This is a genomic window from Arthrobacter sp. 05T47 (assembly GCF_056395825.1).
Window position 1 is genome coordinate 1 of record NZ_JBFTKG010000055.1, and the last position, 13,982, is coordinate 13,982.

Here is a 13,982-nt window from a genome sequence, read left to right on the forward strand (position 1 = left end):
GGCCCCACCAAATGGTGGGGCCCGCCGTCGTATGCGCCCGGGACGCGCGGGTTGTGCGCGGGAGAGTGTCAGGCGGCTGCTGCCGACTCCAAAAGGACGCCCAGCCCCTCGAGTGCGGTCTGCGCCTCTGCGAGGCTGCAGAGGGCCGGGAGGGCCTCCGCAGCGACGGCCAGCTCGACTTCGCAGCCGCACTCGAAGTCCTCGGTCATGACTTCCAGCAGCGARCGGGCGTCGACGCCGGGCCTGCCGTCCTTGCTGATGGTGACCGGGAGTCCGGTGGCCGTGACGGCCCGGACAAATACGGCCGCCGGCCGGGCGTGGAGGCCGATGGCGGCCGTGACGATTGCCTTGCGAACTGGCAACGGGACTCCCTCATGCTGGTGTTGGTTCTGCAGGTGCTGCAAGTGGACGGGTGCCATCGACGACGGACTGGTCGGGACGGCGGGGATTCATCAGACCGGGCGGGCTCCGTTGCCCGTCAGCAGTCTGCAACTTCAAGGGTAGCCGCGGGGGAGGGGCTGGCACGACATGAGACGGCYCGGTGGTCTAGACCTGCCGGGCAACGGGCTTACCCTTGAGATATGAGTGTYTTACCCGCGCCGGAGCCCAACYGGAGGCWGAACCATGGCGTCCTCTAACGCGTCCAGGATGATTGGCGAGATCGACCGTGAGAGCGGCGTGCCCATCTACGTCCAGCTGCGGGAAATCCTGCGTGCGCACATCGCGGCCGCCTGCCCGCCGGGATCGGCGCTGCCGTCCGAGCGGGACCTTGCCCAGCGCTTCGGCCTTGCCCGGATGACCGTCCGCCAGGCCATCGATGCCCTGGTGGGCGAGGAAGTGATTGAACGCGTCGTGGGGCTGGGCACGTTTGTGCGCAAACCCAAACTCGATCTCCAGGTCAAGCTGACCTCCTACAGCGAGGAGATGCAGCGRCGCGGCATGGTCCCGGCTGCTAAGGTCCTGAGCTTCGAGCAGATCGCCGCCAGCGCCTTCCTGGCCCGTGAGCTGCAGCTGGAGGAAGGGACGCCGCTGGTCCGGTTCCGGCGGCTCCTGCTGGCCGACAACGAGCCCATGAGCGTGGACGAGAACTTCATCCCCGCCCACCGGGTTCCCGGCCTGCTCGACGGCGAACCGCCCACCTCCCTGTACAACGTGCTCAGCGAACGCTTCGGGCTGGTCATGGAATGGGGCGAGGACATGATCGAGGCGACGGCCGCATCGCCGTCGACGGCCAGGCTCCTGAACGTCGAGGTCGGCACCCCGCTGCTGAAGATCCAGCGCCACGCGTTCGTGGCCCGCGCCATGGTGGACTACTCCGTGTCCTACTACCGGGCCGACCGCTACAAGCTCTGGGTGCCCCTGCAGCGCCCCGGCGTCCGGCCCACGCGCAACTACGCCTCGGGGTACCGCCCGTAACCCAGACCAACGCRGGGTCCCTTGCGCCCATGAAACCCCTGGGTTGGGCGCCAAGTGACAACCATAGAAGGATCTCCGCGTTGCTGTTGCACTCCGGAATGCAGGAAGGCCCGGTCCCCAAGGGGACCGGGCCTTCCGATTATCTACTTGCAGCGTCTTAGTGGCTGAGCGACTTCGACTCTGCTGCTTCGATCGCTTCGTGCGCGCCGTGGTGRCCGTGGGCGGCCTCCARCTCGGCGGGMGTGGCCGGGGCAACCCGGTCCTCGAAGAACCAGCGGGAGAGCGCGGCGCGGCGCTTTTCCTTGCGGTCCACRACRCCGTGTTCGTTCGGCACCGCGGGCAGCGGGGCCGGCGACTCGAAGCCCACGAGCTTGTAGCGCTTGTACTCGTCCAGCGGGGCGTGAACCTCGATGAACTCACCGTGCGGMAGGCGCACGATGCGGCCGGTTTCGCGGCCGTGCAGGGCAATCTCGCGGTCCTTGCGCTGCAGCGCCAGGGCGACGCGCTTGGTCACGATGAAGGCGATRACCGGGCCGATGAAGAACAGTGCGCGCAGCCAGTAGGTGACATCGTTCAGGGCCACGTGGAAGTGGGTGGCGATGAGGTCAGAGCCTGCGGCGGCCCACATTACGCAGTACCAGACGAAACCGGCCATRCCGATCGCCGTACGGGTCGGAGCATTGCGGGGACGGTCCAGGACGTGGTGCTCGCGGTTGTCCTTGGTGACCCAGCGCTCAATCCACGGGTAGGCGAACATGACCGTGAAGAGGATGCCGGCCGGGACGAGTGCCGGAAGCAGGACGTTGAACGTGAACATGTGGCCGAACCAGATCTGTTCGACTTTCCAGTCCCCGATCGTGCCCGGCATCAGGCGCAGAGCACCGTCAACGAACCCGATGTACCAGTCAGGCTGAGTGCCTGCCGAAACCGGCGAGGGGTCGTACGGACCGTAGTTCCAGATCGGGTTGATGGTRAAGAACGCCGCCATGAGGGCAACCACACCGAACACGATGAAGAAGAAGCCGCCGGCCTTGGCCGCGTAAACCGGGCCCAAAGGGTAGCCGACGACATTGCCGTCGTTGCGGCCGGGGCCGGGGTACTGCGTGTGCTTGTGCACAACCACCATGAAGAGGTGCATCACGATCATCAGCAGGATGAGTGCGGGTACCAGGAGGATGTGCAGCATGTACAGGCGGCTGATGATCATGGTGCCCGGGAACTCGCCGCCGAAGAGGAAGAACGACGTGTAGGTGCCGATGACCGGGATGGACTTGATAACGCCGTCGATGATGCGCAGGCCGTTGCCGGAGAGCAGGTCATCGGGGAGCGAGTAGCCGGTGAAGCCTGCAGCCATGGASAGGATGAGCAGGACGCTGCCCACCACCCAGTTCAGCTCGCGGGGCTTGCGGAACGCGCCGGTGAAGAACACGCGGAGCATGTGCACGGACACRGAGGCCACGAACAGCAGGGCCGACCAGTGGTGCACCTGGCGCATGAACAGGCCGCCGCGGACATCAAAGGAGATGTTCAGGGAYGAGCTGTACGCCACAGACATTTCAACGTTCTTCAGCGGCGTGTAGGAGCCCGCGTAATGCGTTTCCGCCATGGACGGATCGAAGAAGAACGTTAGGAACGTCCCCGAGAGCAGCAGGATGACGAAGGAATACAGCGCCACTTCGCCGAACATGAACGACCAGTGGTCCGGGAAGACCTTCCGGCCGAACTCGCGRAGGATGCCGGAGCCGCCAACACGCTGGTCGACGAAGTCAGTGATGCGGCCGCCCTTCGTCTTGGCGACGAAGACGGGGGCATCAGGCGTTAGGGATGAGGACATGCTGCTCACGCTCCCAGTAGCTCGGTCCGACGGGTTCATGGAAGTCGCTCGTGGCGACCAGGTAGCCCTCGGCGTCGACTGCGATAGGCAGCTGGGGAAGAGGGCGGCTGGCGGGGCCGAAGATAACCTTGCACTGTTGGGTCAGGTCGAAGGTTGACTGGTGGCACGGGCACAGCAGGTGGTGGGTCTGCTGCTCGTACAGGGCAACAGGGCAACCAACGTGGGTACAGATCTTGGAGTACGCRACGATGCCGTTGTAGGCCCAATCGACGCGTTCCGGGGAAGGGTGGAGTTCGCTCGGGTCCAGGCGCATGAGCARGACRACWGACTTGGCCTTCTCGTTCAGCTTGCCTTCACTCAGCTCGTTCAGCCCTTCCGGGATGACGTGGAAAGCRGAGCCGATGGTGACRTCCGCGGCCTTGATGGGAGTGCCATCGGGGTCGCGGGCAAGGCGCTTCAGCCTGCCGTCCGGAGCCGGCGCCCACAATGTGTGGGCCAGCGCGAAGTCCGGCCGGGGGCCAAGGTCACCGAAGATAGCCAATGCCGGCAGGGGCGCCAGTGCGACCGCGCCGAGCAGGGTGTTGCGGATCAGCGGCCGGCGCTTGATGCCGGTTTCTTCCACAATGTCRTCAACGATGCGGACGGCAGCCTGGCGGTCTTCCTCGGTTCGGATCGCGTGGCGCTCTTCCGAGACCTCGTGGTCCGGCATCAGGGCCTTGGCCCAGTGGACGATGCCGGTACCGATGCCCAGCATCGCGAACGCGGTGCCGATGCCCAGCAAGGCATTCTGGAGGCGGATCGTGGCGATCGAGGAATCATTCCCCAAATCGATCGCGAAGTACGACACCAGGAATATCAGGGTGCCAACGACCGAGGTCCCGAACAGAAGGGCTACCTGCCGTTCTGCTTTCTTTGCGGCCCTCGGGTCCGTGTCAGCCAGGCGCAAACGGTGCGGGGGAAGTCCAGGATCCTGGAACTTCTCCACCCCATTCTGACCAGCCGTAGCTACGGTGCCCGAGTGGTTCGGACTGCCGTCACTATGGTTGCCCATAATTCGCCTCATCCTTCTCTCGTCTCGGCTTCTGCCGAGTTAGGTTTCAATTCGAACTGCTGACGTGTCAGCAGAAAATTCTTACAGGTGTAAGGCCCGCTTACGAAGTGCGGGACGTGAGCCAGATCGTGAACGCGATGATGACGCCCAAGCCGGCAATCCAAACAAAGAGACCTTCGGAAACCGGTCCCAGGGCCCCAAGATCTGCGCCGCCGGGTGAACCGTTGGCTTCAATCTGCTTCAGGTAGGTGATGATGTCGCGCTTGCCCTCGGGGGAGATGTTCGCGTCACTGAAGACCGGCATGTTCTGGGGACCAGTGACCATGGCTTCGTAGATGTGCTGACCGGAAACTCCGGCGAGGGCCGGGGCAAACTTGCCCCGGGTGAGGGCACCGCCGGCAGCTGCAGCGTTGTGGCACATGGCGCAGTTGGTGCGGAACAGCTCTCCACCCTTAGCGGCGTCGCCCTTCTCATCGAGCACACCCGCCTCGGGAATGGCCGGGCCGGGGCCGAGCGAGGCAACGTAWGCAGCGAGCTGCTTGGTCTGTTCCTCGTTGAACTGGGCGGGCTTCTGCTGGGCCTGGGGGCCGTTCATCTGCATGGGCATACGGCCGGTGCCGACCTGGAAGTCAACAGCAGCGGCACCGACGCCCACAAGGGAAGGCCCGGCCTGCGAGCCACTGGCACCCATGCCGTGGCAGGTGGCGCAGTTGGCGGCAAAGAGCTTGCCGCCTTCCTCTACGTCACTTGCGCTGTAAGTGGTGGTGTCGGCTTTGGCCTGGTTGACGGTGGTGGCAACGGCGTACAGCCCACCCGTGACCAAGAGGCCCATCAGCAGCAGCGCTATTGCTGCCAGTGGGTGACGTCGCTTCTGCGAGAGTGCCTTCACGTGGTGGTTCCTTTTTTCGATCCTGCGGTGGCTCCGGGAGCCGCTTCTATAAATTCTGCCTCTTGTAGAAAAAGAGTCAAACCTGCTACTTGAGGACGTAGATGACCAGGAAGAGGCCAATCCAGACGACGTCCACGAAGTGCCAGTAGTACGAGGTGACAATCGCCGAAGTCGCTTCAAAGTGCCCGAACTTCTTCGCCGCGAAGGAGCGTCCCATGATGAGCAGGAAGGCAATCAGGCCGCCGATCACGTGCAGGCCGTGGAAGCCGGTGGTGATGTAGAAGGCTGAACCGTAGGCGTTGGAGGACAGCGAAACATGCTCGGAAACGAGCATGGCGTACTCGGTCGCCTGGCCGGCGACGAAGAAAGCACCCATGAGGAACGTCAGGATGAACCATCCGTTCATTCCCCACTGGGTGAAGCTGAAKCGTCCGCCGGTCCGGCGCGGCTGGAGCCGTTCGGCAGCGAAGACGCCCATCTGGCAAGTAAAGGAACTTGCYACGAGGACGATSGTGTTWACGAGCGCAAACGGGAAGTTGAGCTTGGCTGTCTCTTCGGCCCACATCAGTCCRGAAGTCGAACGGAGTGTGAAGTACATGGCGAAGAGACCGGCGAAGAACATCAACTCACTGGACAGCCACACAACGGTTCCTACAGAAACCATGTTGGGGCGGTTCAGCGTCGGGTGCGCCGGGGTACTGGGGGCATGGGTCGCAGATGTCACATAGACATTATGTCTATAAAACTCCGTACTGCCCAACGCAAACCGCCTTTTCGGAGGACTTTTTCTACAAAGACGCGAATTCGCGCGGAAAAGTTCCCGGAGGGGTTCACATTGGTCATCGCGGGGCCGACCTCGATAGCATCGGGAGGTGACTTCTCAGGCATCCGCACCGGCGGCAGGCAACACYTGGCCGCGGCTCATCAACGCACTCATCGGCGGCGCRGACCTCACCGCCGGGAGCACCGAATGGGCCATGAACTCCATCATGTCGGGCGAGGCSACGCCGGCCCAGGTGGCCGGGTTCCTGGTGGCGCTGCGGTCCAAAGGCGAGACTGTGGATGAGTTGGCTGGCCTGGTGGAGGCGATGATCTCCAATGCCARCCCCATAGACATYGCCGGTGAGAAGCTGGACATCGTCGGCACTGGCGGCGACCAGCAGAACACCGTCAACATCTCCACGATGGCCGCCCTCATCGCGGCCGGCGCCGGYGCCAAGGTGGTCAAGCACGGCAACCGCGCGGCGTCGTCCTCCTCAGGATCCGCCGATGTCCTGGAGGCCCTCGGCGTCCGGCTGGACCTYCCCATTCCCCGSGTGGCACGCAACGCCGAGGAGGCGGGAATCACYTTTTGTTTCGCCCAGGTTTTCCACCCCTCGATGCGCCACGCCGCCGTCGCCCGCCGYGAACTCGGCGTTCCGACGGCGTTCAACTTCCTGGGTCCCATGATCAACCCCGCACAYGTCCAGGCTTCGGCCGTGGGCGTCGCCAATGAGCAGATGGCCCCCCTGGTGGCCGGAGTGCTGGCCAAGCGCGGCAGCCGCGGCCTCGTCTTCCGGGGGAACGATGGCCTGGATGAGCTCACCACCACCGGCCCGTCGCGGGTGTGGGAGATCCGCAACGGTGAGGTCACGGACAAGATGTTTGACCCGCGCGATCTCGGCATCCGGCAGGCCACCTTGGAGGAGCTGCGCGGCGGCGACGCCGAGGCAAATGCCGCCGTCGTCCGCGCTGTCCTGGGCGGCGCGCCGGGGCCGGCCCGCGATGCCGCGCTGCTCAACGCCGCGGCCGGGCTGGTGGCGTTCGACCTCGACGCTGTGGGTCCACTCACGGATCGAATGGCAGCCGCGTTCAAGCGGGCCGAGCAGTCCGTTGAATCCGGTGCTGCGGCCGCCGTGCTGGACAGRTGGGTCGCTCTGTCGCAGTCCGCCTGAGCGAACTCAGGCGGCCCTGACCACAGGCACCCACCACGACGACGGGCCCGGCAGATTCTGCCGGGCCCGTCGTTTGTGTTGCTTGCGCTGCCAGTGGCCGGCTACTGCTCGAAACCGAGGGCGAAGGCCGCGTCGAGGTCGTGCTGGGAGTACGCGCGGAAGGCGATYTGCGTGGTGGTGTGGGCGACGCCGCGAACTTTCGAGAGCTTGTCCGCGATGACTTCRGCCAGGTCTTCRTGCTTGGCRACCCGGGCGATGGCGATCAGGTCCCACTCGCCCGTTACGGAATAGACCTCGCTGATGCCGGAGATSGCGGAGATTTCCTCGGCGGTCTCCGGGATGCGTGAAGCGTCTGTCTTGATCAGGACGAATGCGGTGACCACGTGTGAGCCTTTCCGGATCGGTTGCGCCGTTTGCGGGCCTGTCGGCGGCCCTTGCCCGGGCGCTGCCATCTTCWGCAAGCCTAGTGCATCAGCCCTTGCGGGGGCGGGAACGCAACCGCCGAACGCCCGCGACCACAAGACGGTATCCCAGGAGGAATACGGCGAGGCTGAGCAGGGCCACGATGATGAACGGCAGCACCACCGTCTGGCCCGTGACGGCCCGCAGGATCATGCCGACRCCGACGGTTCCKAGCCAGACGGCGACGCCGGCSGGCCACACSCGCAGCGGGTCATGCCACAGCCGSAGGGCAAGCCATGCCASKGCCGCRCCCGCMAGGAACGGCCAGGCCGTCGCAAAGACTCCGGTGATGATCTCGCCGCGCTGGTGCGCGTCGCGACCGATCGCCGCGAAGAGCAGAATCAGGAGGGCGTCCGCGCTTGCGGCCAGGGTGGCCGCCTGCGCCGGCCGGAGGCCGGTTTTTTGCGCGTCCGGGGCTGAGGGGYGGGGGAGGCTCGGGGTTGGAGARGGCATACCTCCAAGCCTAGTCCCGTCCGGCTGGGCTGCGCGGGGCGGGGCGGCGGCCGTGAGCTTCCTCCRGCAGKRGYCCGCGGSKCGCCGGGAGCCGTTGTGCGCAAAATCACCGTGGGGCTAGGCTCGGTCCCAAGCCACTGATCGCSGCCGGAGYCACCCGGCGGCACGGGCGAACGCAAGGGGACCGCTGTGAGTGAAAAGATCACCACCTGCCTGTGGTTCGACAACCAGGCCGAGGAGGCGGCGGAGTACTACGTTTCCCTCTTCGACGGCGGCAAGATCCTCGATGTTTCCCGGTACGGCGACGCCGGTCCCGGGCCCGCCGGCCAGGCMATGACCGTCCGCTTCCAGATCGACGGGCGCACCTTTACGGCGCTGAATGGTGGACCAGTCTTCACTTTCACCGAGGCAGTGTCCCTTGTCATCGACTGCGCGTCRCAGGAAGAAGTTGACCACTACTGGTCCGCCCTGACCGAYGGGGGCGAGGAAAGCCAGTGCGGGTGGCTCAAAGACCGGTATGGGCTCTCGTGGCAGGTGGTGCCGTCCGTGCTGGGAGAACTGATCGGAGGCCCCGACGCCGATGGCGCCCAGCGCGCCGTGCAGGCAATGCTCGCCATGGGCAAGCTGGACATCGCMGCCCTTCAGGAAGCTTACGACGGCGCCTGACGCGCCTGGGGTCCCGGCGTCGGCTGCCCTGAAGTCAATGCCCTGGCCAAGCTGTCAGTGCCGCSGATCGGCGTGGCCCCCGGGTGCAGCAGTGGCCGGCACATATGATCGTGGCATGAGTAGCGACGCCGTTCCGGAGGCTGTTGTCCCGGTACAGCCGGATCCTCAGCTGGCCGGCCAGTTGAGCATTAACGACATCCTGCTCGAACTCGGCCAGGCCCCCGTGGTGCATCCTTCCCCTGACGCGGCCAGCGAGCTGCACTTCTTCTAGTCCCAGCCCGTCCGGATCCGTCGCGCGCGGCGGCCCCACCGCCTGCTCAAGGCCAAGGCGATCGGCTAGGCGGGGSCCGGTCCAGACCGCATCCGCGGCGCCATGGGGCCTTGACCTCGGCAAATTCAGGCCTTATGGTCCTAACCGCCGGTTGCCCGGAAGACTACTTTGGCGCCTRAGGGGGATGCCAGTRGGGCTTCCTCAGAACGAAAGGATGGCTCCCGTGGAGCAATTCTGGAACGTCATTTGGCTGTTCTTTTGGGGATTTGCGTTCGTCGCCTACCTTTTCGCACTGTTTGCTGTCATCACCGACATTTTCCGGGACCGTGACCTGAACGGCTGGCTCAAGGCCGTGTGGATACTGTTCCTCGTCTTCGTGCCGTTCCTCACCGTGCTTGTGTACCTGATCGCGCGGGGCCGCAGCATGGCCGAGCGYCAGGCCAAGGGCGCGCAGGAGGCGCAAGCGGCCACAAACGAGTACATCCGCTCGGTCGCCTCAGCGTCCCCGAGCCAGGAAATCGCMAAGGCCAAGGAACTCCTCGACGCCGGCACCCTGACCCAGGCGGAGTTCGATGCTGTCAAGGCCAAGGCGTTGAGCCAGGCCTGAGCTCTTCATTGCCCTGGACGAAGCTCAGTCGGCCCTGCAGGACCTCATCGGCCGCCTGGCGAAGTGTCAGCGCATTCGCGAATGCGTGCGCGCGCAGCAGCAGGAGGGCYTCGGCKGCGGTGGTTTCTGCCTGCGCSAGGACCATGCCGGTTGCCTGGTGGATTTCCCGTCTGGACATCAGGGGAGCATCCACCGAGGGATCGGTGTCGGGGGAGTGCACAGCGAGAACCCTGCGGAGAAGATGCCATGCCGTTTGGYYGGCGAKCACCCCCGCCYTCGTMGAGTCGGCGTAACTGAGGCTGCCCGGCGCTGTGTGGTGAAGTTCCACGACGCCCAGGTCCAGTGCTCCCAACGTCAGTGGGAAGACGAAAATCGCTGCGACTTCTGTTTCCAGGAGAGCTTTGCTAAAAACGGGCCACGAGTASGGCTGGGKGTATCGSACGTCGGGGACGAGCACGGGGAGCCGCCTGCGAAGGGCCTCCCATCGTGGCCCTTCGCCGAGATCAAACTGCAGCTCATCAAGCCGGGCCGCCAGWGCATCGGTTGCACARACCARRGTCTCCGAGGCGGCGCCGCCGAACATGGAGACCGCAGCACCGCTAATAGGCAGCTCGTCCAGGAAAGGAGAGCACAGATCACCGCCGTCCTTGCCGGCCCCGGTCTGGACGCCGGAATCAGCCATGCGCAGCACCGCGAYGAATCTGGGCTGGCATCCGTGCGGCGTGTGCAACGTCCATTKTCGAGCCTCAGATCCCATCATCCCGGTACGGCAGAATCCGGTGCACACTGAACCGGACAACTGSTCTTMATCGCTAAGAATAARCCCRCCCTGCMSGWCWTWGCAGGTCGCGATCAGTGCGAAGACTGCCTGCTACCGCCCCACRAGACCCATGTGCAAGTCGTTGTAGCGGTTWCCCTGCACACCAATCCGGCCAGCTACSGCATCCAAATCTGCGACCTCGTCAGCGGAAAGCGCGACGGCGGTTGCGGCCGYGTTTTCCTCGAGGCGCACCCGGCGMCGGGTGCCTGGGATCGGCACGATCCACGGCTGCTGGGCCAGGAGCCACGCCAGCGCCACCTGGCCGGGAGTTGCGCCCTTGGCGGCGGCCAGCCCGGCGACGTGGTCCACGAGTGCCTGGTTGGCGGCCCGGTTCTCGGCGGTGAAACGCGGGATGGTGCCCCGGATGTCGCCGTCTGCAAATGGCGTGGACGGATTCACGGTGCCGGTGAGGAAGCCTTTGCCGAGRGGGCTGAAGGGTACAAATCCGATACCCAGTTCGGCCAGCGTTGGCAGCACCGCCGATTCCGGGTCGCGTGTCCAGAGGGAGTACTCGCTCTGGACGGCTGTCACCGGGAAGACTCCGTGCGCGGCCCGGATGGTTGTGGCTGAGGCCTCCGATAGCCCGAAGTGGCGGACTTTGCCGGCCTGGACGAGTTCGCCCACTGCGCCKGCCACTTCCTCGATGGGAACATTGGGGTCGACCCGGTGCTGGTAGAARAGATCGAGGCTGTCTRCGCGCAGCCGGCGCAGCGACTCGTCCGCGACCCGTTTGATCCGTTCGGGGGAGCTGTCGAGTCCCACCGATTTGCCGTCYTCGATCCGCCAGCCAAATTTCGTCGCGATCACCACCTCGTCCCGCATCGGGGCCAGCGCCTCACCGACCAGTTCCTCGTTGACGAAGGGGCCGTACACCTCTGCGGTGTCGAAGAAGCTAATTCCGAGATCGACGGCGTCGCGGAGCACCGTGATCATCGCCTGGCGGTCGCCGGGGTTCGGGCCGTAGCCCTGTGACATGCCCATGCAGCCAAGGCCGACRGCCGAGACCTGCAGGCCYTGTCCGAGAGTTCGCGTGTGCATCGTGTCTCCTCAGTTTGTTGTGCGCGGGGTGTGGACCYAGCGCCTCCAGTCAACCTGCCCCAGGGACTGTATGGGAGTCCCTGATGAAAGGTGTACTGGCAGGGCATCCCCCAAARCGTGCTGATCGGAGACACATAGGKGAATCGAAGGAGCCAYCTGCGCAAGASGAGGTACTGTGAGGCGCATGGAGATGCGCCTTGAGGTCGTACAAGTACCTGTCGCCGATGTGGACAAAGCCAAATCGTTCTACACCGACCGGCTCGGTTTCGTCCTGGACCACGACGTGGAATACATACCGGGCATGAGGGTGGTCCAACTCACCCCGCCTGGTTCCGCCACTTCCATAGTCATCGGCACAGGGATGACCAGCATGCAGCCTGGGAGCCTGGAAGGCCTGCAGCTGGTGGTCCCGGACATGGCCTCGGCGCGGTCTGAGCTTCTCGAGCGGGGGGCGGAGATCAGCGAGGTCCAGGACATGGGCGGGGTCCTGTTCGCCTATTTCGGTGACCCTGACGGCAACCGCTGGGTCCTCCAGGAAGCCACCCGGCCAGACGCCASGGAAGTCCTTCAGCCTTAGGCACMGCCGCCCGCCGAGGCGTCAACTGCCMGCCGCGGCAGCACGAGGATCGGTCTGAAAGCAGGGCCACGATGACGCAGTTTGTCGAAAATATCCTGAACGTCCCGCCCCTCCTGGCGTACGTGATCGTGGCCGGCCTCGTCTTCGCCGAGGACGCGCTGTTTGTGGGCTTTGTGATCCCGGGGGAGACTGCTGCGATTCTGGGCGGAGTCGTCGCCAGCCGCGGAAACGCCGAGCTGTGGCTGATGATGGTCCTGGTGGTCATGGCCGCTGTCGTAGGGGATTCGGTGGGATACGAGGTTGGCAAGCACTTGGGCCCCAGATTCCTTGAGTTGCGGGGTYTTCGGAAGAAGCGAACCAGACTGGATGAGGCGCAGGATTTTCTCCGCCGCAAGGGAGGGGCTGCCGTTTTCCTGGGACGCTTTGTGGCGTTCTTTCGGGCCGTGATGCCGGCCCTGGCCGGATCCGCCCGGATGCCCTATCCGCGTTTTCTCGCCTTCAACGTCGCCGGCGGCATTCTCTGGGGTGTGGGSTTCGTYCTGTTGGGGTTCGTGGCCGGTAACTCCTATGAAGCCGTGGCCAAAGCGGTAGGGCGGGATATCGCCGTCGTCGTCGGGGTGTTGGCGGTGATTGGCCTGATTATCTGGCAGGTTCGCAGGCGGCGGCGGAAAGCTGAGGGAGCTCCGGGCGTCCGCTAAATTTCTCCCCATGCYCGCGGGCGCCCGCGAAGGGGGTACTGGCAGTACTCGTAGCWRGGGGCACTCCCTCATTCGCGTTGATTGCAGTTTGCTGGGCAGGTGAGMGTTACRAGCGTCTCTTCCCCGATTCTGAATGACAGGACAGCAATGGCCATCAGCGCAGCAGCCCGCAAGAACCTCGACGAGCTCTTCCCGGGGCACGTCTCAACCCTGGCCGTCACCGACCCGGAGCTCATCGAGTCCTTCGGCAACTTCGCCTTCGACGAAGTGCTCGGCCACGGAGACTTGGACACGAGGACCCGGCTCATGGTCCAGCTCGCGTCGATGATCGCCTCGCAGGCGCTGGGGCAATACCGGGTGATGCTCGGCGCGGCGCTCACCGTCGGCGTCAGCCCGGTCGAAGTCAAAGAGATCGTCTACCAGGCCGTCCCCTACGTGGGAATGGCCAAGGTCTTCGACTTCATTCAGGCAACGAACGAGGTCCTCACCGAACGCGGCATCGAACTGCCCCTGCCGGGCCAGTCCACGACGACGCCCGCCGACCGCGCGGAGAAGGGCCTCGCCGTCCAGAAGGTGATCGCCGGTGCCGACGTCATCGATGCGATGCACGCCTCGGCGGCCGACGACGAGAGCCACTTCCAGCGCTACCTCTCCGCCAATTGCTTTGGCGACCACCTGACCCGCACCGGCATCGACGTGCCCACGCGCGAGCTCCTCACCCTGGCGATGCTCGTCTCGCTCGGTGGCTGCGAGCCGCAGGTCAGGGGTCACGTCGCCGCCAACCTCAACGTCGGCAACGGCCGCGCCCGGTTGCTGGAGGTCATCACCACGCTGCTGCCCTACATCGGCTACCCCCGGACGCTCAACGCGCTGCGGGTCCTCAACGAAGTCGTCCCGGCATGAGTAACCCCACCGCCGTCCTTGTTGTTGGTGCGACCGGCAGCATTGGGCATCTGGTGGTCGAAGCGGCTCTCCGGCACGGGTACCTCACCCGTGCCCTGGTCCGCGATCCTGGCAAGGCCGGGCAACTGCCTGTCGGGGCCGAAGTGGTTTTCGGGGATCTCTCGCGGCCGGACACCCTGGCCGCGGCCGTGGCCGGGATCGACGCCGGCGTGTTGACCCACGGTTCCCACGGCGGCAAAGCCGCGGCGGAACGCATCGTCTACGGCGGGGTGCGAAACTTGCTGTCCGCGCTGGGGTCGCGCACGGCGCGCATCGCCCTGATGACGGCGATCGGCGTCACCAACCGGACGGGCGCCTACCACC

At 65.2% G+C, this 13,982-nt stretch carries 17 protein-coding genes; 9 read left to right on the plus strand and 8 right to left on the minus strand.

Annotated features, from left to right (window positions below):
- Positions 1–68: 68 nt before the first annotated feature.
- Positions 69–362 carry an HPr family phosphocarrier protein gene (locus AC1DEY_RS21535; protein ID WP_476869768.1) on the minus strand — a complete coding sequence of 98 codons (294 nt, stop codon included), beginning with the start codon at positions 360–362 and terminating at the stop codon, positions 69–71.
- A 262-nt stretch (positions 363–624) separates the two neighbouring features.
- Between AC1DEY_RS21535 and AC1DEY_RS21540 the strand changes: the two genes are divergently transcribed.
- A complete protein-coding gene (locus AC1DEY_RS21540) occupies positions 625–1,416 on the plus strand; it encodes a GntR family transcriptional regulator (RefSeq protein ID WP_441408957.1) in 792 nt (263 codons plus the stop codon).
- A gap of 157 nt (positions 1,417–1,573) precedes the next feature.
- Here AC1DEY_RS21540 and qcrB read toward each other — a convergent pair whose 3' ends face one another.
- The 4 genes from qcrB to ctaE form a co-directional block, all read right to left on the minus strand.
- Positions 1,574–3,250, minus strand: coding sequence for a cytochrome bc1 complex cytochrome b subunit (gene qcrB, locus AC1DEY_RS21545; protein ID WP_476869769.1), 1,677 nt, complete (start codon positions 3,248–3,250; stop codon positions 1,574–1,576).
- On the minus strand, positions 3,228–4,301 hold the full coding sequence (qcrA, locus tag AC1DEY_RS21550; protein WP_441408955.1) for a cytochrome bc1 complex Rieske iron-sulfur subunit: 1,074 nt from the start codon (positions 4,299–4,301) through the stop codon (positions 3,228–3,230). The genes qcrB and qcrA overlap by 23 nt, the downstream gene beginning before the upstream one ends.
- 100 nt (positions 4,302–4,401) lie before the next feature.
- The gene (gene qcrC / locus AC1DEY_RS21555) at positions 4,402–5,190 is read right to left on the minus strand and encodes a cytochrome bc1 complex diheme cytochrome c subunit (RefSeq protein WP_441408954.1); all 789 of its coding nucleotides are present in this window, start codon (positions 5,188–5,190) and stop codon (positions 4,402–4,404) included.
- An 85-nt stretch (positions 5,191–5,275) separates the two neighbouring features.
- Entirely contained in the window at positions 5,276–5,914 is a 639-nt protein-coding gene (ctaE, locus tag AC1DEY_RS21560; protein ID WP_230009034.1) for an aa3-type cytochrome oxidase subunit III, read from the minus strand.
- Between the two features lie 148 nt (positions 5,915–6,062).
- Between ctaE and trpD the strand changes: the two genes are divergently transcribed.
- Positions 6,063–7,124: an anthranilate phosphoribosyltransferase gene (trpD, locus tag AC1DEY_RS21565; RefSeq protein WP_476869770.1), complete on the plus strand. Its 1,062-nt coding sequence runs from the start codon at positions 6,063–6,065 to the stop codon at positions 7,122–7,124.
- 101 nt (positions 7,125–7,225) lie between these two features.
- On the opposite strand, the gene AC1DEY_RS21570 is transcribed toward trpD, so the two are convergent.
- Complete coding sequence (locus AC1DEY_RS21570; protein WP_441408952.1) at positions 7,226–7,507, minus strand: Lrp/AsnC family transcriptional regulator; 282 nt, start codon at positions 7,505–7,507, stop codon at positions 7,226–7,228.
- Between the two features lie 88 nt (positions 7,508–7,595).
- Positions 7,596–8,039 carry a DUF3054 domain-containing protein gene (locus AC1DEY_RS21575; protein WP_476869771.1) on the minus strand — a complete coding sequence of 148 codons (444 nt, stop codon included), beginning with the start codon at positions 8,037–8,039 and terminating at the stop codon, positions 7,596–7,598.
- A gap of 189 nt (positions 8,040–8,228) precedes the next feature.
- On the opposite strand from AC1DEY_RS21575, the gene AC1DEY_RS21580 reads away from it, so the two are divergent.
- The 3 genes from AC1DEY_RS21580 (at position 8,229) to AC1DEY_RS21590 (ending at position 9,583) form a co-directional block, all read left to right on the plus strand.
- Positions 8,229–8,705 carry a VOC family protein gene (locus tag AC1DEY_RS21580; RefSeq protein ID WP_476869772.1) on the plus strand — a complete coding sequence of 159 codons (477 nt, stop codon included), beginning with the start codon at positions 8,229–8,231 and terminating at the stop codon, positions 8,703–8,705.
- Positions 8,706–8,820: 115 nt separating this feature from the next.
- Positions 8,821–8,976, plus strand: a complete 156-nt coding sequence (locus AC1DEY_RS21585; protein WP_476869773.1) for a hypothetical protein — start codon at positions 8,821–8,823, stop codon at positions 8,974–8,976.
- A gap of 214 nt (positions 8,977–9,190) precedes the next feature.
- Positions 9,191–9,583, plus strand: a complete 393-nt coding sequence (locus tag AC1DEY_RS21590) for an SHOCT domain-containing protein (RefSeq protein ID WP_476869774.1) — start codon at positions 9,191–9,193, stop codon at positions 9,581–9,583.
- 871 nt (positions 9,584–10,454) lie between these two features.
- On the opposite strand, the gene AC1DEY_RS21595 is transcribed toward AC1DEY_RS21590, so the two are convergent.
- Positions 10,455–11,441, minus strand: a complete 987-nt coding sequence (locus tag AC1DEY_RS21595) for an aldo/keto reductase (protein WP_476869775.1) — start codon at positions 11,439–11,441, stop codon at positions 10,455–10,457.
- Positions 11,442–11,625: 184 nt separating this feature from the next.
- Between AC1DEY_RS21595 and AC1DEY_RS21600 the strand changes: the two genes are divergently transcribed.
- The 4 genes from AC1DEY_RS21600 to AC1DEY_RS21615 all read left to right on the plus strand — a co-directional run.
- Positions 11,626–12,018 (plus strand): VOC family protein, encoded by a 393-nt coding sequence (locus tag AC1DEY_RS21600; protein ID WP_476869776.1) that lies wholly within the window; start codon positions 11,626–11,628, stop codon positions 12,016–12,018.
- Positions 12,019–12,089: 71 nt separating this feature from the next.
- Positions 12,090–12,716, plus strand: a complete 627-nt coding sequence (locus tag AC1DEY_RS21605; RefSeq protein ID WP_476869777.1) for a DedA family protein — start codon at positions 12,090–12,092, stop codon at positions 12,714–12,716.
- A gap of 147 nt (positions 12,717–12,863) precedes the next feature.
- Positions 12,864–13,619 carry a carboxymuconolactone decarboxylase family protein gene (locus AC1DEY_RS21610; protein ID WP_476869778.1) on the plus strand — a complete coding sequence of 252 codons (756 nt, stop codon included), beginning with the start codon at positions 12,864–12,866 and terminating at the stop codon, positions 13,617–13,619.
- Positions 13,616–13,982, plus strand: a 367-nt coding sequence (locus tag AC1DEY_RS21615; protein ID WP_476869779.1) for an NAD(P)H-binding protein, incomplete at its 3' end; no start/stop codon positions are given. The genes AC1DEY_RS21610 and AC1DEY_RS21615, both read left to right, overlap by 4 nt.